This window comes from Photobacterium sp. Alg240-V54 (assembly GCF_900537155.1).
In the GTDB taxonomy this organism is placed as follows: Bacteria; Pseudomonadota; Gammaproteobacteria; order Enterobacterales; family Vibrionaceae; genus Photobacterium.
The window spans coordinates 216262-236810 of record NZ_UNRL01000001.1 but is presented as its reverse complement, the minus strand read 5'-3'; the positions used below and the strand labels follow the sequence as shown (position 1 = coordinate 236810).

At 38.3% G+C, this 20549-nt stretch carries 22 protein-coding genes; 15 read left to right on the top strand and 7 right to left on the bottom strand.

What is annotated here, in order from left to right; all coding sequences use genetic code 11:
- Window positions 1–29 precede the first annotated feature (29 nt).
- Together G6R09_RS01180 and G6R09_RS01175 are read right to left on the bottom strand one after the other, a co-directional pair.
- A complete protein-coding gene (locus G6R09_RS01180) occupies window positions 30–1373 on the bottom strand; it encodes a sodium:proton antiporter (RefSeq protein WP_163920116.1) in 1344 nt (447 codons plus the stop codon).
- A 333-nt stretch (window positions 1374–1706) separates the two neighbouring features.
- On the bottom strand, window positions 1707–2450 hold the full coding sequence (locus G6R09_RS01175) for a glycerophosphodiester phosphodiesterase family protein (protein WP_240345680.1): 744 nt from the start codon (window positions 2448–2450) through the stop codon (window positions 1707–1709).
- 286 nt (window positions 2451–2736) lie between these two features.
- On the opposite strand from G6R09_RS01175, the gene G6R09_RS01170 reads away from it, so the two are divergent.
- The 3 genes from G6R09_RS01170 to G6R09_RS01160 all read left to right on the top strand — a co-directional run bounded on the left by G6R09_RS01170 (window position 2737) and on the right by G6R09_RS01160 (window position 5687).
- The gene (locus tag G6R09_RS01170) at window positions 2737–3315 is read left to right on the top strand and encodes a nucleoside triphosphate pyrophosphohydrolase family protein (RefSeq protein ID WP_065167235.1); all 579 of its coding nucleotides are present in this window, start codon (window positions 2737–2739) and stop codon (window positions 3313–3315) included.
- A gap of 116 nt (window positions 3316–3431) precedes the next feature.
- A complete protein-coding gene (locus G6R09_RS01165) occupies window positions 3432–4784 on the top strand; it encodes an MATE family efflux transporter (protein WP_240345679.1) in 1353 nt (450 codons plus the stop codon).
- An 84-nt stretch (window positions 4785–4868) separates the two neighbouring features.
- Window positions 4869–5687, top strand: coding sequence for an alpha/beta fold hydrolase (locus tag G6R09_RS01160; protein ID WP_163920114.1), 819 nt, complete (start codon window positions 4869–4871; stop codon window positions 5685–5687).
- Window positions 5688–5741: 54 nt separating this feature from the next.
- Here G6R09_RS01160 and G6R09_RS01155 read toward each other — a convergent pair whose 3' ends face one another.
- The 3 genes from G6R09_RS01155 to G6R09_RS01145 all read right to left on the bottom strand — a co-directional run bounded on the left by G6R09_RS01155 (window position 5742) and on the right by G6R09_RS01145 (window position 8669).
- A complete protein-coding gene (locus tag G6R09_RS01155) occupies window positions 5742–6542 on the bottom strand; it encodes an alpha/beta fold hydrolase (RefSeq protein ID WP_065167232.1) in 801 nt (266 codons plus the stop codon).
- A 113-nt stretch (window positions 6543–6655) separates the two neighbouring features.
- On the bottom strand, window positions 6656–7750 hold the full coding sequence (locus tag G6R09_RS01150; RefSeq protein ID WP_163920112.1) for a nucleotidyltransferase family protein: 1095 nt from the start codon (window positions 7748–7750) through the stop codon (window positions 6656–6658).
- Between the two features lie 67 nt (window positions 7751–7817).
- Window positions 7818–8669, bottom strand: a complete 852-nt coding sequence (locus tag G6R09_RS01145) for a CPBP family intramembrane glutamic endopeptidase (RefSeq protein WP_163920110.1) — start codon at window positions 8667–8669, stop codon at window positions 7818–7820.
- A gap of 142 nt (window positions 8670–8811) precedes the next feature.
- On the opposite strand from G6R09_RS01145, the gene G6R09_RS01140 reads away from it, so the two are divergent.
- Both G6R09_RS01140 and G6R09_RS01135 read left to right on the top strand, forming a co-directional pair.
- Window positions 8812–10302: a cobyric acid synthase gene (locus G6R09_RS01140; protein ID WP_065167229.1), complete on the top strand. Its 1491-nt coding sequence runs from the start codon at window positions 8812–8814 to the stop codon at window positions 10300–10302.
- A gap of 155 nt (window positions 10303–10457) precedes the next feature.
- Window positions 10458–11144 (top strand): pseudouridine synthase, encoded by a 687-nt coding sequence (locus G6R09_RS01135; protein ID WP_163920108.1) that lies wholly within the window; start codon window positions 10458–10460, stop codon window positions 11142–11144.
- A 67-nt stretch (window positions 11145–11211) separates the two neighbouring features.
- Here the strand turns inward: G6R09_RS01135 and G6R09_RS01130 are convergent, their stop codons facing one another.
- Window positions 11212–11901, bottom strand: a complete 690-nt coding sequence (locus tag G6R09_RS01130; RefSeq protein WP_065167227.1) for a DUF305 domain-containing protein — start codon at window positions 11899–11901, stop codon at window positions 11212–11214.
- A gap of 198 nt (window positions 11902–12099) precedes the next feature.
- On the opposite strand from G6R09_RS01130, the gene G6R09_RS01125 reads away from it, so the two are divergent.
- A complete protein-coding gene (locus tag G6R09_RS01125; RefSeq protein ID WP_065167226.1) occupies window positions 12100–13131 on the top strand; it encodes a cytosolic protein in 1032 nt (343 codons plus the stop codon).
- Between the two features lie 91 nt (window positions 13132–13222).
- On the opposite strand, the gene G6R09_RS01120 is transcribed toward G6R09_RS01125, so the two are convergent.
- Window positions 13223–13828 carry a hypothetical protein gene (locus G6R09_RS01120; protein WP_163920106.1) on the bottom strand — a complete coding sequence of 202 codons (606 nt, stop codon included), beginning with the start codon at window positions 13826–13828 and terminating at the stop codon, window positions 13223–13225.
- A gap of 251 nt (window positions 13829–14079) precedes the next feature.
- On the opposite strand from G6R09_RS01120, the gene G6R09_RS01115 reads away from it, so the two are divergent.
- From G6R09_RS01115 to G6R09_RS01075, 9 genes are all read left to right on the top strand, one after another.
- Entirely contained in the window at window positions 14080–15087 is a 1008-nt protein-coding gene (locus G6R09_RS01115; RefSeq protein ID WP_163920104.1) for a transposase, read from the top strand.
- A gap of 286 nt (window positions 15088–15373) precedes the next feature.
- A complete protein-coding gene (msrA, locus tag G6R09_RS01110) occupies window positions 15374–15868 on the top strand; it encodes a peptide-methionine (S)-S-oxide reductase MsrA (protein WP_065168311.1) in 495 nt (164 codons plus the stop codon).
- A gap of 72 nt (window positions 15869–15940) precedes the next feature.
- Window positions 15941–16327 (top strand): type II toxin-antitoxin system RelE/ParE family toxin, encoded by a 387-nt coding sequence (locus G6R09_RS01105; protein ID WP_163920102.1) that lies wholly within the window; start codon window positions 15941–15943, stop codon window positions 16325–16327.
- 93 nt (window positions 16328–16420) lie between these two features.
- Complete coding sequence (locus G6R09_RS01100; protein ID WP_061000383.1) at window positions 16421–16666, top strand: DUF3297 family protein; 246 nt, start codon at window positions 16421–16423, stop codon at window positions 16664–16666.
- Window positions 16667–16943: 277 nt separating this feature from the next.
- Window positions 16944–17420, top strand: coding sequence for a prolyl-tRNA synthetase associated domain-containing protein (locus tag G6R09_RS01095; RefSeq protein WP_163920100.1), 477 nt, complete (start codon window positions 16944–16946; stop codon window positions 17418–17420).
- Window positions 17421–17471: 51 nt separating this feature from the next.
- On the top strand, window positions 17472–17942 hold the full coding sequence (locus G6R09_RS01090) for a pyrimidine dimer DNA glycosylase/endonuclease V (RefSeq protein WP_163920098.1): 471 nt from the start codon (window positions 17472–17474) through the stop codon (window positions 17940–17942).
- An 88-nt stretch (window positions 17943–18030) separates the two neighbouring features.
- A complete protein-coding gene (locus tag G6R09_RS01085) occupies window positions 18031–18312 on the top strand; it encodes a hypothetical protein (RefSeq protein WP_163920096.1) in 282 nt (93 codons plus the stop codon).
- Between the two features lie 231 nt (window positions 18313–18543).
- A complete protein-coding gene (locus G6R09_RS01080; RefSeq protein WP_163920094.1) occupies window positions 18544–19656 on the top strand; it encodes an NADH:flavin oxidoreductase in 1113 nt (370 codons plus the stop codon).
- A 201-nt stretch (window positions 19657–19857) separates the two neighbouring features.
- Window positions 19858–20532 (top strand): DUF3313 domain-containing protein, encoded by a 675-nt coding sequence (locus G6R09_RS01075; protein WP_163920092.1) that lies wholly within the window; start codon window positions 19858–19860, stop codon window positions 20530–20532.
- The last annotated feature ends 17 nt before the right edge of the window (window positions 20533–20549 follow it).

Genomic DNA, 20549 nt, shown 5'->3' with positions numbered 1-20549 from the left:
TTGGCGGTGGCCAGTACGCTGATTAACGATTAACGATTAATGGTATCAGATGTTGATGGCTCTGTGGTTGAGACGCTATCAGCAGCAGTTTGATCCATTTTTTCTTGTTCAGCTTTTGCTTGATAAATCATTGGTGTAATCGTTGAACCTTGCACGATGATTGAGAAAATAACCACGGCATAAGTCATTAATACAATGATTTCTTTGACATCAATATCAGGGCTAAAACCTATTGGTATTCCCGCGGGAATCGCCATTGCCATCGCTAGTGCTAATCCGCCACGTAATCCACCCCAGGTTAATATTTTAACTGATAGCGGGTTATAGCGGCGGTGGCGGCTAAAGATTTTATAAGAGTATTTAATAGTAAGATAACGACTTAGCAATACTAATGGTATTGCAATTACCACTGCCACAATATCAATAAAGTGGAAACTAAAGGTGATCATCATAAAGCCGATTAGTAAGAATAAAATTGCATTTAGAATTTCATCGGCCAGTTCCCATAAGTGTGAAATCTGGTGAGATGCTTCTTTTGAAATCGTATTACGCGTCCAGTTACCAATAATAATCCCGGCAACAACCATCGCAAGTGGCGCTGAAACTTCAATATGTTCACTTACCACATAACCAAATGTTGGAATTAAAATGGTTAAAATTAAGCGGAACATATTGTCATGCGAGGTTTTAATTAAGAAATGGAAGACCACGCCAAGTATTGCACCAAACGCAATACCGCCTAATGCTTCACGGATAAACAGCAGTGCTGTGCTTGATACCGTAGGAGCGGTTTTGCTAAATACAATTTCGAACAGAGTAACGAAAATAACTAAGCCAACACCGTCATTAAACAGTGATTCACCTTCAATTTGGGTCGAGATCCGTTGAGGCGCATTGAGTTTTTTAACAATGGCTAATACCGCAATAGGATCGGTAGGTGAGATGAGTGATCCAAATAAACAACAATAGATAAAATCAACATCAATGGTGCAAATTTTAAATAGCACCCACAACACAGTACCAATAAAGAAGGTTGAGAAAACAGTACCTGCAAGCGCAAGAAATGATATTTCAAACTTTTGATCTTTAAGGTGAGGTAATTGAATATTTAATGCACCACCAAAGAGGAGGAAACCCAGCACGCCTTTGAGTAGGAAGTCATCAAATTTTACACCTTGTACCATTTGAATCAGTTCATGTTCATCATTAAATGGTATATAGCCTAATTTACTCAATATTAAGAGAATAAATGATATTGCTATTGACCAACCTGTGATGGCAATGGTCGGCTGAAATTTACCGATACGGTGATTAATAATTGATATAAGGATAGCAATGGCTGCCATTATACAGATGGTGTCATAAGCTGACATGAATAGTGTACTCCACTAGATATCAAATAAGTTGTCGTTTGACTGTTGCTAGCATAATTATCTGATTTTGTGTGTAATAAAAGAGAGTTATAAATAGAATGACAATAATTTATATTCTCTATAAACATATAGTTACATTTTAATGAGATCAAATATAAATTGTCCGCGTTATTTCGAAATGTAAGGTTGCGATTTTAAATATTAATTATTGCTGTCTTAATTATAGGTTAACAATGATTAACGAAGAGTGGATAAATAAGAAGTGGGAAAGGGTGGTTGTAGCGAGCCAATCATTTCAAATAATTGACTCACAAACAATATCTTAGGAAGTGGCTATTGGTTATTTGTTGCTGAAATTAATAACCCAGGATCATCACTAATAATAGTGCTGACACCCCATTGAGTAAATTTCTCTACTTTTTTAGGATCATTCATGGTCCATATTTGGAGCACTTTACCTGCATCTGTGATTTCTTGTGCAAGCTTTTGGTTAAGTAAATGATGATCCAAATGAATACTGTAGAGATCCAGCTTTTCATCTAAACGTGCAATATCAGGCACCCAGTCTTCAATGATCAGTCCACGGCGAACTTCTGGCCATTGTTGTAGGCAGTGCTTTACCGCGTTATAGGAGAAGCTAGAAAGAATTAATCGTTCAGTATCGAAACCATAATCTTTAATCGCCTCAATCGTTTTACGCACTTGAAGTTCAACTTCTTCTTCATAATGGACTTTGATTTCAAGATTAAGGTTTAATCTGTAATCGTCACAGGCTTGCAGTAACTCAGTTAATGTTGGAATTGTTTCGCCTGCAAATTCAGTTGCAAACCAGCTTCCAGCGTCTAATTGTTTTAATTCATTGAGTGTTTTATGGCGCACACTTCCAGAACCATTGGTACAACGACGAACACTTTTATCATGGATGATGACAGGGATTAAATCATCACACAGCTGAGTATCAGTCTCAATCCATGTTGCGCCAGCATCAGCTGCGGCTTTCATGGATATTAATGTGTTTTCTGGGGCGACTGCGCGCGCGCCACGGTGACCTGCAATCATCACTTCTCCAACATACATGTTATTATCTCGCTATGAGCGTTACCGTAGAAATTTTATTGGCTTTACTTTTATTCGCAAGTGATTAAATTCGAATAATGATATCTCAATTGTTATGTTTTAGCGTCACCTAACAACGGTTAAGTCTATTTTGTCATCAAGCTAACGATTTTTCAGTAATTGGTTTTGTATCTGACAAAGGATTGGATTAGTATCGTCGACCGTCGCGTGATTTTGTTGAGACCATCAGTATGATTATCAACGCTACAATCCCGCCAGCCTTTAAACCTGAAACAAGGATATTCGAATGAAGCTTTCTACGCTAGACCAACCCCTTTTCGATCACCTTTACAGCGATATTCGAGAGTTTCGTTCCACCTTTGATTTAGATATTGAAAACCCAGCCAGTCTTGATGCACAAGCTGATGCGCTACATACCTCATTAGCCGTTGAAGAAATGACCGAATTGGCCGAAGCTGATTCTTTAGTTGAGCAAGCTGATGCGATTGTTGATTCAGTGTATGTTTTAATGGGCCGCTTGGTGCATTTAGGCGATAAAAAAATTGATGATAATATTGGTATCAGTTACTTAATTGATATCTTATTGCAAATGTCTGAGCGTCTAGGTTTTAGCTTTATTGATTGTTGGAATGAAGTGCATTCAAGTAACATGAGTAAAGTATGCCGTAGTCAGCAACAATACGACGAAACTGAAGCTTTCTATGCTAAGCAAGGTGTTGTATTAATGGCGAGCACTAAAGGTGATTATATTATTGCTAAATGTGCTCAAGATGTTGATGTCGATGGAAAACTGATTCGTACAGGAAAAGTGTTGAAATCGGTCTATTATCGCCCCGCAGATTTAGTAAAATTAGTCATACGCTAATTTACGCTTCAAGATTACTTTTGATCCTCGCTATGGCGGGGATTTTTTATTGGTATTGAGTACAAGGTTGTGGCTTGACACTAGATATTTATAAACGTTTTATTTAAGTTACTATTATGAATCAAAAAACACCTACTCCTTTCGAATCTCACGGGTTAGCCCATCAATTGTTCACCATGACGTGGCCGATGTTATTTGGGGTATTGTCATTGATGAGTTTTCAATTAGTCGACAGTGCCTTTATTGGTCAATTAGGTATTTTACCTTTAGCAGCGCAAGGCTTTACCTTACCAATGCAAATGCTGGTTATTGGTTTACAGGTCGGATTAGGCATTGCGACCACGGCATTAATTTCACGAGTGTTAGGAAATAATGATCATCATCGTGCGCGTCAGCTTGGTGGGGTGGTGGTGATCATTGGTGATTTAGGGATCATGGCATTGTGTGCTGCAATCTGGTTTGGTCGTCATCAATTATTATGGTTGCTTGGTGCACCATCCGATGTGTTTGCGGTCATTGATAGTTATTGGCCAGTATGGCTGGCAAGCGCTTGGTGTGGCTCGATGGTGTACTTTGCGTATAGCATTTGTCGTGCCAATGGTAATACCTTGCTACCGGGAATAATGATGGTTATTACCAGCGTGCTTAATATTGGTTTAGATCCGTTATTCATGTTTACTTTTAATATGGGTATTAACGGCGCAGCATGGGCAACGATTGCTTCGTTCAGTATTGGCATGTTAGTGGTTTATCCGCTGTTAATTAAACGCCAATGGTTGAGTTTTGACTGGCGAGGATTCGCGGTTTATAAAGCCATTAAAGAACTACTTCATATTATGGCACCGGCAATGTTAAGCCAATTATTACCGCCAGTTTCAGCGATTTTAGCGACTAAATTAGTGGCCGGTTTTGGTGCTGCAACAGTTGCTGCTTGGGCGCTGGGATCACGATTAGAGTTCTTTTCGCTAGTGGTGGTACTTGCGCTCACTATGTCAATGCCACCGATGGTTGGGCGGTTGCTGGGCAGAAAAGACATCGCCAGCATTGAAGCGTTAATCATGATCGCGGTACGTTTTGTGCTGCTATGGCAAATTGCGATTGCCGCGGTATTATTTTTGAGTGCGCAACCATTAACACAGCTATTAACCACAGACACCTCAGTACAGCATATTTTGATGATTCACTTAACGCGTGTGCCTATTAGTTTAGGGGCATTAGGTATTTGTATGTTAATGGTATCGGTTTGCAATGCGATGGGGCTACCAATGCGTGCATTACTGATTTCTGCATTGCGGTTATTTGTGTGTTATTTACCGGTGCTATGGCTTGGAGCCCATTTTTCGGGTTTATCAGGGCTGTTTACAGGGGCTATGGTCGGTAATATCGCGGCTGGATTGTGTGCTTGGGTATTCTATCGCCAAGGGCTTGCGCATATTCGAAATAAATACCAAGAAACATCAATGGCATAGTTGTTATGCTAGTGTGTTGCAATAACGCAGCGTAATAATTCATCCATATTAATCAATAATGTTAACTAAGAAAGGATACTTACAATGCAAACGTTCGCTATTGATGGTCAGCAAATGACTTATCGTGATCAAGGTACAGGCCCAGTTCTGGTCTTTGGTCATAGCTATTTATGGGATAGTACAATGTGGGCACCGCAAATCGAGGTATTAAGCCAACATTATCGTTGTATTGTACCTGACTTTTGGGCTCACGGTGGTTCTGATAGTGCGCCGATAGCAACGCGTAGCTTACGTGACTATGCTGATAATGTATTGGCCTTACTTGATCATTTGCAGATTGAAAAATTTGCGATGATTGGTTTATCTGTTGGCGGTATGTGGGGCGCTGAATTGGCTCTAAAAGCACCTGCGCGAGCGACGGCATTAGTGTTAATGGATACATTTTTAGGCTATGAGCCTGAGGTGTTACATACTAAATATTTTGCGATGCTAGATACGTTACGCGATCAACAACAGGTACCAGCAGCATTGATTGATATGATTACGCCATTATTTTTTCGCCGTGACGGCCAGCTTCATAATCCGCAACTAGTGAGTAATTTCCGCGATTATTTATCAAGCTTACAAGGAGATCGTGCTATTGCTGTGTCTGATATGGGACGAATGGTGTTTGGTCGTCGTGATACCTTTGATGATATAGAACAACTGACGCTACCAACATTAATTATGTCAGGCATGGAAGATAACCCACGTCCACCGCTGGAAGCGCAATTAATGCATGATGCGATTGATGGCAGTGAATATGTACTTATTCCAGACGCTGGACACATCAGTAACTTAGAGCAACCGCAATTTGTGACCGAACAATTACAGCGTTTTTTAAATAATGTATTAGCTGCTTAAAATACGTTAATTGACACCAGTGAGACCGTCATACCTCACTGGTTTTTATGTGTTTTAGTGAGCTAAGGATGTTTGACTGTGTTGTTGAATAAAGCCAATAGAATGACGGTTAAATGCTTCTGGCTGCTCAATATTACACACATGGCCACAATTCGCGAGTTGTGTTAAGACACTATTTTGATGACGTTTAATCATCTCTTTTACTGATTTAAGAAACATATAATCATGCTCACCCATTAGATAAAGGGTCGGGATCATGAGCTCTTTTTCTTTAAAGTACTTCATGATTGGATTAACGTCAGTAGCGAGTTTAAACCAGCGCTTAAATTCTTTTTGACATAATTTTTTAGCTTCACGAATAAATAAGTGCCGTGATTGACGCTGGCTTTTTTGCGGCATAACGACATAAGCAAACAAACGGTATAACCACATATAAGGCAGAATATGTTTGCTCAGGTTGCCTAATTTCATTAGTAATTGAGAGCGGGTATTGAGTCGCGTGACTGCACCGCCAAGGGTCATTGTTTGCACTCGCTCAGGAGCCAACTCAGCCAAATGACGAATAATAATAGTGCCTAATGAAATCCCCACAAAATGGGCAGATTGAATCTTGAGGTGATTAAGCACATCAATAATATCTTTCGTCACCATTTTAAAGGTGTAGCTATTATTCATCATATCTTGAAACATGGTATTAGATTTACCATGACCACGTAAATCGAGTAGCAATAAATTAAAATGCTGTTTATAGGCTTTTATTTGTTTAAACCATATGGCGGAACTTCCGCCGGCACCATGTACAAATACAACCCATTCTTTGCTTTGTTTATGCGGATATGTTTTGTAAAACAGCATGTTATTCAAGTTGCTTTCCTTGCTAAAGAATGACTTCGCATAATAGCATGACAATGACTATTTATGGCTGTGTTATCGGTGTAAGGAGTGATGATATGAGAGGTTTATCGTATTTAGTAAATCACCTCTTCATCGTCGTGTGGAATACTGTTAATAATTAATCGTTTAATGATATGAGGCACAATACAATATATTGGCATTTGTTTTAAACGGCCTCGAAAGCGTAATGATTTTACCGCATCTCGATATTCAGCATTACGATGTAAAGGAAATTGATAAATAAACGCATCAATAAAACGTTGCTTATAAATCCAATAAGAGACGCGATGTGATTTTTGTTGTTGAAAATAAGCGAGTGCGGTTTCAGGAACTGATAAATTGAATAAATCGCGACATAAATTTACTGCAATATACAGGCTATTATCGTTACCGATTTGCTGTTGGAGTTGAATCAAATTATGCCAAAAAATAGGGTGCTGACTAAAGTAAACAAATTGCAAATATAAGCTGTAAATATCACGTAAGCCATACTGATAATCTATTTGGTTGAATAACATTATGGCTTGGTGAAGTACCATTGCATCGGGTGATAATAATGTTGCAGGCTCACAGATACGAGGTGATAAATGATGGTGTAATAAAGGCGCTGAGTTAAGTTTATTACTCAAGGTTTTGGGTAATAATTGAAAGTGAATTGCCAGTTCAGTTCGGCGTTGTTTGTGAATAAGCGGGGTGGTTTGTTGCGCCCAGCGGCGATAAAAGGTTTCTTCATAGTCAGCAATATTTTTATAGCGCCAGCCATTACTTAACAGGGCCTTTTCAACATTGGCTACATGTTGTGGTGGTACGTAAATATCAATATTATGTTTAACTCTTCCTGCGAACATATCACAATCAAGCCATTGTAATGCGCTGCCTCGTAAATAACGCCAACTGCTAACAATACCTTGCAATATATCAGTAAGGTATTGATGTTCAAGTAAAAGTTGCTGCTGCTGTTTTTGGTAGCTATGAAAGCCTGACATTAATTGCTGCTGTGTGTGCAGCGGCAGATCTTGTTCAATTTGTGCTTGATGGCAACGCGCTCTTAATTGGCCTAATAGTGATAGGTGCCGTGCTTCGGTGATAACTTGATAGCTGTGTTTAGCATCAATCTTGAGTAATGTTTTTGGATTATTGAGAACATCAATGAGCAATAATTTCGACATATCCTTTTGCTCCTTATCCCTGCGTTGTATTATTAAATCACATCGAATGATATTCAGATTTGCATGTTTACAATGGAAGTGGGTAAGTAAAAAATACTAAATGTAGTAAATTAAATGCAAAATGAACCACGATGGCGATCGTTATCTTCCTAGTCCAATAATAGCTTAGCCCATAAAGTATGCCAGCCAATGTTGCAATTATGATAAACAAAGGGCCACCGCTAAAGTGTGCTAAACCAAATAAAACACTAGCAATGATAATGGCAATTGATGGTGTCAATTTTTTGCATAAAAAGCCTTGAATATAACCTCGAAATAGCACTTCTTCGGCAACACAAGTAAAAATAAGATTATTCATCGCAAAGATCCACCACCATGATGGCAGTGTTAATTCGGGGCGCACTAGCTGTAATGCCCACGCGAATAACGGCAATGTGATCAATCCACCACCAATAATACTTATTTGAGAACGTGAGAGTGAAAAAGATCGCCAGTTGTATTGGTTATTGCTTACTATATTTGGCACTAATAGCAGTAGTGCAAAAATAAGCATTGGTTTATCAAGGTTGAAATAAAGCGTAAACGGACGGCTGAGTGGGCCACTATTGACTTGATCAAGCACCAATAAGTTATTGATGCCAGGATAGAGGTGAAGCACTAAGCCAATGATCCATAATATAACAGCACTATGGCCAACATAAATAAGCACTTTGTTATGTTGCTGCGCAGTAAAATAAGCAATGGCAAGGCCACTGACGATGATAGTGGCACCGATGGGTGTCAGAACATTAAATGTCATTGCTGCTACTAATGTGAGTATTAATGGCAGTTGCCAATAGTTTTTTTTGGCTAATATACAACCAATACTGATGGCAAGTAATAACCATACCAACATGGAGGGAAAAAGGAGATAATTCATAAAAGGATAAATAGAAAATGATAATGGTAACTATTTATATCATATTAGCGATAATTGAAACGCCTTTTTATAACGGATGCTTAATTAAGTACCGACGAACAGTGATTACCGCTGCTTAATACTATTAACATGGAATGAGTAAATGACGGATACATTACAGCCGACAACACGTGCACTAATGGTACAAGGCACCACCTCTGATGCAGGTAAAAGTGTGCTGGTGGCGGGATTATGCCGTGTATTGGCACGCCGTGGAATCAACGTTGCTCCGTTTAAATCACAAAATATGGCCTTGAACAGTGCCGTAACCCAAGACGGTGGCGAGATAGGGCGAGCACAGGCTGTTCAAGCACAAGCATGTGGCATTGAACCGAGCGTGCATATGAATCCGGTATTACTCAAACCGAATACCGATGTTGGTGCGCAGGTGATCGTGCAGGGTAAAGCTTTAGCAGACATGAATGCTGTTGGTTACCACAACTATAAGAAAGTGGTGATGGCACCGATTATGGAATCTTTCACGCTGCTGCAACAACAGTATCAGACTATTATTATTGAAGGGGCGGGTAGCCCAGCAGAAATTAATTTACGTGACAATGATGTCGCTAATATGGGCTTTGCTGAAAAAGCCGATGTACCCGTGATTATTATTGCAGATATTGATCGTGGCGGCGTGTTTGCGCATATCTATGGCACGTTGGCATTGTTATCTGAATCGGAACAAGCACGTGTTAAAGGCTTTGTAATCAACCGTTTTCGTGGTGACATCAAGTTACTTGAATCTGGTTTAGAATGGCTAGAGCAAAAAACAGGTAAGCCCGTATTAGGTGTCTTACCGTATTTGCATGGCCTAATGCTTGAAGCTGAAGATGCGATCAATTGTCAGCAAGTTGAAGCCGCAGATCATCAGTTAAAAGTGGTTGTGCCTGTTCTTACACGAGTGAGTAACCATACTGATTTTGATCCACTGCGCATGCACCCTCAAGTTAATTTACAGTTTGTCGGTAAAGGACAGCCATTTCCTGCCGCAGATTTGATCATTATTCCTGGCACCAAAAGTGTACGTAGCGATTTAGCCTTTTTACGCCAACAAGGGTGGGATAAGCAGATTCAGCGTCATTTGCGTTTAGGTGGCAAAGTAATGGGTATTTGTGGTGGTTATCAGATGTTAGGTGAAACCATTGCCGATCCGTATGCAATTGAAGGTGAAGCAGGGGTAAGCCGTGGTTTAGGTTACTTATCTATTGCGACAACCATTGAGAAGAACAAATGCCTGCAACAAACAGAGGGCACGCTAACTCTGCCGAATCAGGCGCCTGTTGCGGTAAAAGGTTATGAAATTCATGCAGGTGTAACTCAAGGTGTCAGTGCTAATGCGCCATTACAATTAACCGATGGCCCTGATGGTCAGCTAGGTTGTGATAATCAGGTGTTTGGCACTTACTTACACGGTATTTTTGAACAGCAAGTTGCATGTGATGCAATTTTACGATGGGCGGGTTTAGAAGCTACACAAACCCCTGATTTTGACCAAGTTCGTGAGCAAGGTATTGATCGTATTGCTGATACCATCGAAGAGCACATGGATCTTGGTGCGTTATGGCCGCAATGGGCTGATCAGTTTACGCGTTAATTTTATCTTACTAAACAGTCGGTTTTAGCAGGTATTTTATTTAGAATGCAGGGCGTTTTTTAAACTGCATTCTAATATTTAAAAAGATAGCTACGCCTTATTTCTGTTATTATTCCAACGGTAAATATTCTCTATATTATGGTTATCATCATTTCATGAAATCGTATACTTATCGCCTCGATCGTTTTATTAGTCAAAATAGTCCTCATTCCATTTCAGATACACGCCTTTTAGTCGCCCAAAAAAGAATTATCGTCGATGGATTGGTAGCACATTCCACTCATCAAAAAGTGACTCAATTTACACCGGTCGAATTAGATGGTCGATGTATGCAGAACAATAAACCGATTTATATCATGCTGCATAAGCCGCAAGGTATTGTAAGTGCAACCAAAGACTCAAAACATAAAACGGTATTAGATCTTATCGATCATCCGCAAAAAGAGCAGTTACACATTGTGGGACGTTTAGATTTTAATACCACAGGGTTAGTGCTATTAACCAATGATGGTGCATGGTCGCGTCAGATAAGTTTGCCACAAACAAAGCTCGCAAAAGTATATGAGGTTACGCTCTCCAAACCATTAACCGATGAATATATTCAAGTATTTAAACAGGGGATTTACTTTGGCTATGAGGATATCACGACCAAGCCCGCAGATTTAGAAATACTCTCTGACTATAAAGCGCGGTTGTCATTAGTTGAAGGTAAATATCATCAAGTAAAACGGATGTTTGGCTTCTTTCAAAATGAAGTATTAGCGTTACATCGTGTCTCTGTAGGGAATATTTCGGTTGATGGGCTTGAAAGTGGTCAATATAAAGAATTTTCAATCGATTAAATAACCATAAAAATCCGGCTTAAATGAGCCGGATTTTTTTAGATATGAATAATAAATTTAACGATGATTAATGGTGATCATGTCCCGTTATTGATTTGGTAGCCGTTGTTTTTTGCATCGCGGGAGCATGAGCTTTTAACCATGTCTTCATAAATGCGATTTCTTTAAGTTGTGCTTTTATAATGGCCGTCGCAAAGGTTTTCGTCGACTGATCTTTTAAGTAAGGCATGATGACTTCAGCCATTTCGACAGCGGCTTCATGGTGAGGCAGCATCCCCGCCATAAAATCAATATTAGGGTTGCCTGTTAGTTTAACTTCCATCATGTTATGCATAATTTTCATTGACTTAATCATCATCTCTTTTGAATTAGCCATATCACGTTGAGCAAGTGGTAACTCTTTATGAGAGGCTAGCCATTGCTTCATATAAATCACTTCTGCTTTTTGTGATTTAATAATATCAAGAGCTAATTGATGTACCGCGGGATCAGTCAGTGTCGGTAGGATCGATTCACTCATCACGATAGCGCCCTCATGATGAGGTAGCATACCAGCAATAAAATCTAAATCTGGATCACCTGTTAATTTCAAAGAATGCATTCCTGACATTGCTGCCATCGAATCATCCATCATTGTTTTTGATGCGGCTAGATTTATTGTTGGCATATGCTGACTATGCTCGGCGACAGTGTCAGTTGCAAAAGCTGTAGTAGAAAGTAATGCCGAAAAAAGAACAGCGATAGATGATTTTTTCATGGTGATCTCGTTATGTTTTATTTGCGTAACACTATAAAGCTTCCACTATGGGGAAGGTCAACAAATTGTTTAATAATAAGGTGTTGGGTGTTTTACCTGAAATTTAATAACAGAACTAATGATTAGTGATCTAACTAATATTTTCGTTTAACTGTGATCTTTGTTACACTTTCGCGGTTGTTTTTAAAGGTGGGCTAAATGAAATTATTGTATTGGTTAGATGAGTGGTTAACACACTCTCGTTCGCAGCAACAAGCACAATTACCAATGGCGGGGGGAGACCTGGTTGGTGATGTGTTTGTTAAGTATGAGTTTATTGATGTTAATAAGCCATTACTATTTACTTTTTCACCTGCGGGTACCAATATTTTGGAACAAGATCTACATGACGATTTTGCACCATGGGGGTATCGTTTAGCTAAAAAACAGCAAGTTAATGTTATTTCTTTTCAGCATTTAGGTAAAAGTAATTGGTTTCGTAGTCGTAACTTAATTTTCTTTCTTGAGCAATTATCAACCTTACTTGAACCGTTTACATATCGATTAGGTTATGGGTTAAGTCGTGGTGGTTTTGCTGTGGGTGCATTTGCGAACTTATTACAACTTGATCAAGTGCTATTGTTTCACCCTGTGAGCACCAAGAATCAAGCGATTGCACCGTGGGATGACAGATCAAGTACTGCATTAGCACAGCAGTTTGATTGGGAAAGTAACTATCATGATCTTGATTTAGGCAAAGCCAAAGGTTATATCATTTACGATCCGACTAATCATATCGATCGCTTACATGCCAAACGTTACCCTGAGTTGACGCATTTACGGGTATTTGGAATGGGGCATGGAACTCATGCGACTTATCTTAATAAATTTGGTTTTTATAAGCAGGTTGCAGTAGATTTTATACGTCATCAGCAAATTGATATTGCACAGTTCCGTCAGCAAACCAAAACATTACGTTTTAAAGAAGAGTATTATCAGAGCCTCAATAAAGCCAATGCTTACTCTGAGCATCGTCTTGGTTTATTGAGTACTGCACATAATATTCTTATCGATGAAAAAGAAGCGCATGTACAAGAGCACCAAGCTCAAATTGATGTACAGCCCTTAATTGATATCGCGATCAAACATCAAGATGATCACCCACAAGATGCGATTCAACTGCTAGAAATGGCCCAGCAACTTGTTCCTAACGATCCATCAGTTGAATATAAACTAAGACAACTACTTTAAACTAGTTGCTGTTACAGCATCGATTCTTATCGCCATATCACTCAGTAAGAGGTATCTACTACTGAATGATGTGGCGTTGCTATGTTGGTCATTATTTCGTGTTAATGATGGCTTGAGTCGTGGTCGCGATTGTTTTGATGTATAACATCCATAAGAAAGAGATATTATGCTGTATCCGCTTCGCTATATTTTCCGAATCATCAATAGCATATCTGTGTATACACGGTGGAGTATTGCGATATAAATAATTAATATTATCAGTGATCAATAAGTGCCGTAACTGATGTTTTAGCATATTCATATCGACTATTTCTATAAGCAGATAATCGTAAATATGATGAATATTAATCGGGCTAAAAGACAGTTTTTGATCTGTGATAGTGATAAAACCACGGGTCATAACCGTCACTTCTTCTGACCAACGACTAGCATCATATTGACGGGCAAGATAATGCGCAAAAGCTAAATCACCATAATGACGATTGAGATTTGATTGGGTTTGAAGATCACTATTAACCGCATCAACCCAACCACTAATCGATGGAGCTAATTGAGCACTAAAATAATCAAAAAATTGCGAATATGATCCTTTTATTGCGATCAAATCAAGTCGATGTTGGCTAAGTTCAGTGTTTACTTGAGTAAGCAGTAAAGGCATTGTTAGTGTTGCTGGTTGCGCTATGGTTATATTGTTCATATATATCTTCGTTAGCTATACAATCGTCTGATTATTCAAATAATTTCATTGGGTGGATTAGACAACGATTAGTCGTGACGTTTTGTAGCCTAGCTCTCATTTCTTAAAATAATAACTGTATTTAGTCATGCTTTTAACTGAATGGTTAACTTGTGATCTATGGGGGACAGTAAAGAATAAGGACAGCCATAACATTGCACATTAACCATGAGTGACTACAATTAAGCTTCAAGTTGCTTATGGTGAAACCAATGACTATCTCAAGACGCAAATTGATCGAGCCTCAAATCACGCCTTTTTATCATGTGATTAACCGTTGTGTACGACGGGCGTATTTGTGTGGTGACGATCCGTATAATGGCAAAAACTATCATCATCGACGAGGTTGGATAGTAAATAAAATCAAACAATTAGCTACTATATTTTGTATCGATGTTTGCGCTTATGCGGTGATGAGTAACCATTATCATTTGGTACTGAAAATAGATACTGAGCAACAACAGAAGCTAACGCCGAAAGCGGTAATATCGCGTTGGTTACAGCTATTTAATGGTCATCCTATTGCGGTCGATTTCTTAAAAGAGGGGCAGGTAGGTGCTGAAAAACAGCAGGCGTTATCAAATTTAGTCACGGAATGGCAACAACGATTAGGCAGTATTAGCTGGTTTATGCGTTGCCTTAATGAAGAAATCGCAAGAAAAGCCAATAAAGAAGATCAATGCAAAGGCGCGTTTTGGGAAGGGCGGTTTAAATCTCAAGCTCTGCTGGATGAACAAGCGTTACTATCGTGCATGATGTACGTTGATTTAAACCCTATCAGAGCTGGTATTAGACCGTCACTAGAACAATCAGATTTCACTTCAATACAACAGCGCATTCGTGAATATCAGCAATCAAAAACCTCTGCTAAACAACCACCTTCACATAAAGTCCACTTCCAACTATTACCCTTTGTGGGTGCTGAACATCAGGCTAAAACAGCAGCAATAAACTTTGCATTTGCCGATTATCTCGAGTTGATTGACTGGACTAGTCGCAGTATTCGTAATGATAAACAAGGGCTTATTGCACCTAACCAGCCTAAAATGTTACAACAATTGGGAATATCAGCAGATGCTTGGCTTGAGCATAGTGAGCAATTTATGGATCGGTATGCCAATGTAAGTGGGAAATGGTCTCGAATGTGTGCCTTCAAACAACATGCTGGTGGACACTGGTGCAAAGGAAAGTCGGCGAGTTACCAGCTACATCCTAATTAGACATCGCTTTTTATAACGAGATAAAAATACCGCAATAGCTGTCAGGATTGTGGGTGTTGTCGATCGTAAAATATGGCGATGGTATTGATTTTATGAGGAATTTAAATAAATAAGCTGTAAAGTTTAGATTTGAAGGTTTATTGCGAGTGGAATGGTTTGTTTTTGATGAGCTATATTTGAGAGTTAAAAAATTTGGCTGTCCACAGATATTTAATTGCGATAAATATTAACTTGTGGTTGTATGAAAGCTCATGGGTTCACGCAATGTGACAATAGGAGTGATGATATGAGTATCGAAAAAGCAATACTGGCTGGTGGGTGTTTTTGGGGTATGCAGGATCTTATTCGTCGCCAACACGGTGTGGTATCTACACGGGTTGGCTACACTGGTGGGTATGTTGATAATGCAACCTATCGCAATCATGGAACTCATGCTGAAGCGATTGAGATTATTTTTGATAGCACGCAAACAAGCTTTACTAAAATCCTCGCTTATTTCTTTCAAATCCATGATCCATCGACTGTAAATCGTCAAGGTAATGATCTTGGTACATCTTATCGCTCTGCTATTTTTTATACGTCTAATGAGCAAAAGAGCATTGCTGAAGATTTGATTAAACAGATGGATGCTTCTGGTGTGTGGCCGGGGCCTATTGTGACGGAAATCGTGCCTGCGAGTGATTTTTGGCAAGCAGAGCCTGAACATCAAGATTATCTTGAGCATCAACCGAATGGCTATACTTGTCATTTTCCACGTCCAGATTGGGTACTGCCGGAATAAAAATAATCATTTGGCTTTTCATTATTTGAGGAGCCTAATGCTAGTTATCATGCGTTAAGCTAACGATACAAAATGAATATTTATAGAGTACAAAAAGAAAATAGAACGGTAGCACTTTATAACTTCTTTGATGACATTTCAGAAAAGTTACATGTAAATATTGTGCATAAATTTCAATCGTACCAAAACCATAATGATATTTATCATTGTAAAAGCTTAAAGTTACTCAATCCAAAAATATGGAAATATAAAGGGTTAATTTATAAGCTAAGAGTTGATAATGGTAAAGAATCAGCAAGGGTATTGTTCGTTAAAACAAAAGACAGTGACATAGTTATTATTCATGGTTTTTTAAAGTCGACTCAGAAAACACCTAAGAAAGAAGCAAAACAGGCAATCAATGTCTACCAACAGTTGGACGATATAAAAATCGAGCCGCTGATAATGCTTCGTCAATGATGTATATTTTATCTACTCAAAAGAATACAACTCTTGAGCGCTAGTCTTAGATTGTCTACAATAGCGCACTTTTGATTTTCGACAGGCATCAACATGAACGATACTACATCACGTCCGACTTTACCTGATCACCTTTCTGGTAATCCTCGTAGCCCACATTACCTAGAAGCTGCTTTTGAATATGAGATCGGCATTCTATTTAACGGCAAAGAGCGTTTTGATGTTGAGGAATACTGCATCAGTGAAGGTTGGATCAAAGTGCCGTCTAAAGCATTAGATCGTCGCGGCAACCCGTTACTGATTACTTTAAAAGGCACTGTTGAAGCTTTTTATAAGTAAAACGCGCCTTAGCTTTATTGCTAAGCAAAGTTCTGCTTTTGCTTAGTTGATGTGGTAGTTATATTTTCTCATTATAATACTGACTACTTGCATCACATAGAGCCTAGCCTGTTCTAGGCTCTATGCGTTCAGTTCCTGCTTTACTATGTTCAGTCTTCTTTTTTTAAATAAATACTCAATATTGTTATCAATTCTAATTAAATTTAAATAATATAAATGAGCAAATAAATATAGCTTATTTATTAGGGTTATTTTTAAATTTAATAAAGGCTGAATAATGAATATATATAATGTACTTGATGAATTGTCGGTTGATTATCAACGATATGATCATCCCGCAGTATTTAACTGTGAGCAAGCACATCTCTTAGATTTGAATATTGACGGTGTGGCAACTAAAAATCTTTTCATTAGGGATAGAAAAGGAAGTCGACACTTCTTAGTGGTTGTTATCGCTGATAAAAGTGTAAATTTAAAGTCACTTAGCCAACAGCTTAGTGTTACAAGTTTACGTTTTGCTTCTCCACGTCGGTTAGATAAATATCTTGGCACTATTCCAGGAGCGGTCTCTATTTTAGATATAATTAAAGATCACCATCATGAGGTTGAATTAGTTATTGATAAATCGATATTTAACTATTCATCATTACAATGCCATCCATTTACTAACACCGCCACGCTTGATATTAGTGTTACGGGGGTACAGCAATTATTAGCTCATTATCAACGGTCGTATATTGAAATAGATTTATAATAATGACTATTTTCTTCTAAACTATTAGTACATCAAATAAAGGATGATTCGATGAATATTTTTATTTTAGATGATGATATTGAAAAGTGCGCGCAATACCACTGCGATCAGCATGTGGTTAAAATGATTTTAGAAAGTGTGCAGCTTTTATGTACTGCTCTCAATAAAAAGGGATTTACGACACCTTATAAATCAACCCACATTAATCACCCTTGTGTATTGTGGGTTGAGCAATCATACGATAATTTTTTGTGGCTAAAGGCATTAACGCTAGCATTAAATAAAGAGTATAAATATCGATACAATAAAGATAATGATCATAAATCGATTGCTGTACTGAATACTATTGCTGCATGTTCATATGAAGCTATAGGGCTAACTGCCTTTGCTCAAGCTATGCCAGATACTTACAAGGTAGAAGGTGATGCGGTTACGGCTTACCGTGATTTTTATCGAGGTGATAAATCAGCGTTTGCTAAATGGACTAAACGTGCACCACCGCCTTGGTTTGTGATTGATTAGGGCGTAATTTAAGTATTATCGCTCATGAAATCAACGTATTATAAATCTCTACCGTTTGATTTTATAAGAAAATGAGTAAGGATTAACCATGAATGTAGATAAAGCAAAAAAGCGGATTGCAAAACAAGTTAAAAAGGGATTTAAGGGATATCCTCAACTATCTCTGGCCTATTTTGGTAAGACTGCTGATGTGGCGACAGAAGTCGTGGTTACATTTACGCTAGCAGAAGATACTGAGCCTCAACAACAAAAATTTGTCAGTGATAATGATGTGCGTGAAGACGAAACTATTCAATCTGTGTTAGTCAAAATCATTGATCGTGCAGGCGCAAATAGTGTGCTTGAAACAGAAGGTGTTACTGTTTTTTAATGAATGTGACGATCCAAATATTATCAAAATCACTTATAAGAATATAACTAATCGAGCTGACATTATCTTAATCCAGATTAAAGATTTTTAGGTATATTAGCGTTATTATTCATTCTAGCTTAGCGCTTATAGTAAAAATGCACATAAAAAGAACAGTATTAAGGTGCTGTTCTTTTTAGCTTTTTTGGAGTGCTGGAGAATAAGACCAAACGATATTTAAGAGGATTTGATTTGAGCACTTTGTTTACAGAAACCCGTATTGGTAACATGGCATTAAAAAACCGCTTTGTTCGTAGTGCAACATGGGAAAATATGGCAACAGAAGATGGTCATATGACCGACAAACTTTATGCTATTTATGAAGAGCTTGCACAAGGGGAAGTGGGGCTGATCGTAACGGGTTATGCAAATATTGTCGAAGAAGAAAAACCCAATGCAGGCATGATGGGTATGTATAACGATTCTTTTATCGAAGAATATCAAAAACTCACAGATCTTGTTCACCAATACGATGCCAAAATTGTAATGCAGCTTGCTTATGGTGGTACTAAAACAACCTATAACGTTGGTGAGCGAGTGATCTTTGCACCAAGTGCTGTCGCTGAAAAAGGCACTCAGACATTGGGTCAGGCAATGACTCAAGCTGATATTGATTATATTGTTGAAGCTTTTGCATTAGCGACTAAACGTGCTCAAGATTCTGGTTTTGATGGCGTTGAAATTCATGCGGCGCACACTTATTTAATTAATCAGTTTTTAAGCCCATATTATAATCAACGCGATGATCAATATGGCGGTAGCCTTGATAATCGTATGCGTTTCTTATTAGAAATTTACGCAAAAATTAGAACCTTAGTGGGTGATGATTTTCCAATTTTGGTGAAACTTACGGCCTCAGAGTTTTTTGAAGGTGGATTAACATTTGCTGAAACGCGCCTGATTTGTAAAAAATTAGAAGCTGTTGGTGTTGATGCGATCATCATTTCGGGTAACGTTCATGGTAAAGCTGATACTATGGTTGGCGAATCTTATGATGGCTATACCATTGAGCCTGAAGGTTACTTCCACCAATATGGTGATGTGATCAGCCAAGACGTTAATGTCCCTGTTATTACTGTTGGTGGCTTAAGTGAGTTTAATGCGATTGAAGCGATGGCAAATAATACTGGGATTGAATATTTTGCATTATCACGACCATTACTGTCAGAGCCAAAGCTAATTAAACGTTGGCTTGAGGGCTATAAAGCAAATGTTGAATGTGAACGATGCTCAAAGTGTCGTACCCGTCGTGGTAATTTCTGTGTAGTAAATAAAACTCGTAAAGCAGAATTAGCGCGTTTGTAATTGCATTTATAGTTGTTTTTCTTCTAAAGAGAGTTAGCCATTGTGCTAGCTCTTTTTTTGTCTTTATTTTTGTATTCATGTTTTCTTTGCATCATGTTTAATATTGATTTAAGGTATGCCGTGCTGTTTAAGGGTGAAGTCTAGATAATCGTGTAGTAATAAACAATATAGTTATTACTAAATGGATGAGAGGATGAAAACATGCAACAAAAGATCTGGTTACTAATGTTTATGATTATAACGGCAACGGGTTGTGCCAGTAATCACCAAATACTAAAGCCAAAAACATTTGAAACCTTTGAAGATTTTCGTCTCGGTCCCAAAGATGGGGTTGATTTAGTATGGGCTAAACGCGGTATATTTAATCAGCGTTCATTACAACGTCAATTATCTCAATACGATAATATTATTTATGATCAAGTTCATATTGTGCTTGATAAGCAAAAGAGCGACCATTTGTCTGATGATGAAATTATCGAGATAAAAAAGTACTTTATTAATCAATTAAAATCATTAAATACCACGTTAAGAGTGGTTGAACAGCCACAGCTTAAAACATTACGGGTCACCGTTGCGATTACCAATGTTCAAACACCTAACCCTATATTAGCTATTACAAGTAGCGTGTTACCCGTTGGGTTAGGTATTTCAACAATCTCCAAAGTATTAACAGGGGAGCATACCAATGTCGGTTCGGCTTCGATGGAAATATTAGTCAGTGATGCGACAACAGGAGAGCCAATTATTGCGGCTATTGATCGCAGAGTGGGTAATAAAGATCTCGGTACGATGATTGATTCATCAGATGATATTAAAGATGCGATTAATTGGTGGGTGAAGCGATTATCGCTGACATTAGCGCAATATAAAGCATAAATTAGCGTTTAATCATA

Bases quoted from the DNA above. Each gene is read 5' to 3' on its own strand.
- G6R09_RS01180 (WP_163920116.1), bottom strand. From the start codon at position 1,373: ATGTCAGCTTATGACACCATCTGTATAATGGCAGCCATTGCTATCCTT.
- G6R09_RS01175 (WP_240345680.1), bottom strand. From the start codon at position 2,450: ATGTATGTTGGAGAAGTGATGATTGCAGGTCACCGTGGCGCGCGCGCA.
- G6R09_RS01170 (WP_065167235.1), top strand. From the start codon at position 2,737: ATGAAGCTTTCTACGCTAGACCAACCCCTTTTCGATCACCTTTACAGC.
- G6R09_RS01165 (WP_240345679.1), top strand. From the start codon at position 3,432: ATGAATCAAAAAACACCTACTCCTTTCGAATCTCACGGGTTAGCCCAT.
- G6R09_RS01160 (WP_163920114.1), top strand. From the start codon at position 4,869: ATGCAAACGTTCGCTATTGATGGTCAGCAAATGACTTATCGTGATCAA.
- G6R09_RS01155 (WP_065167232.1), bottom strand. From the start codon at position 6,542: ATGCTGTTTTACAAAACATATCCGCATAAACAAAGCAAAGAATGGGTT.
- G6R09_RS01150 (WP_163920112.1), bottom strand. From the start codon at position 7,750: ATGTCGAAATTATTGCTCATTGATGTTCTCAATAATCCAAAAACATTA.
- G6R09_RS01145 (WP_163920110.1), bottom strand. From the start codon at position 8,669: ATGAATTATCTCCTTTTTCCCTCCATGTTGGTATGGTTATTACTTGCC.
- G6R09_RS01140 (WP_065167229.1), top strand. From the start codon at position 8,812: ATGACGGATACATTACAGCCGACAACACGTGCACTAATGGTACAAGGC.
- G6R09_RS01135 (WP_163920108.1), top strand. From the start codon at position 10,458: ATGAAATCGTATACTTATCGCCTCGATCGTTTTATTAGTCAAAATAGT.
- G6R09_RS01130 (WP_065167227.1), bottom strand. From the start codon at position 11,901: ATGAAAAAATCATCTATCGCTGTTCTTTTTTCGGCATTACTTTCTACT.
- G6R09_RS01125 (WP_065167226.1), top strand. From the start codon at position 12,100: ATGAAATTATTGTATTGGTTAGATGAGTGGTTAACACACTCTCGTTCG.
- G6R09_RS01120 (WP_163920106.1), bottom strand. From the start codon at position 13,828: ATGAACAATATAACCATAGCGCAACCAGCAACACTAACAATGCCTTTA.
- G6R09_RS01115 (WP_163920104.1), top strand. From the start codon at position 14,080: ATGACTATCTCAAGACGCAAATTGATCGAGCCTCAAATCACGCCTTTT.
- msrA (WP_065168311.1), top strand. From the start codon at position 15,374: ATGAGTATCGAAAAAGCAATACTGGCTGGTGGGTGTTTTTGGGGTATG.
- G6R09_RS01105 (WP_163920102.1), top strand. From the start codon at position 15,941: ATGAATATTTATAGAGTACAAAAAGAAAATAGAACGGTAGCACTTTAT.
- G6R09_RS01100 (WP_061000383.1), top strand. From the start codon at position 16,421: ATGAACGATACTACATCACGTCCGACTTTACCTGATCACCTTTCTGGT.
- G6R09_RS01095 (WP_163920100.1), top strand. From the start codon at position 16,944: ATGAATATATATAATGTACTTGATGAATTGTCGGTTGATTATCAACGA.
- G6R09_RS01090 (WP_163920098.1), top strand. From the start codon at position 17,472: ATGAATATTTTTATTTTAGATGATGATATTGAAAAGTGCGCGCAATAC.
- G6R09_RS01085 (WP_163920096.1), top strand. From the start codon at position 18,031: ATGAATGTAGATAAAGCAAAAAAGCGGATTGCAAAACAAGTTAAAAAG.
- G6R09_RS01075 (WP_163920092.1), top strand. From the start codon at position 19,858: ATGCAACAAAAGATCTGGTTACTAATGTTTATGATTATAACGGCAACG.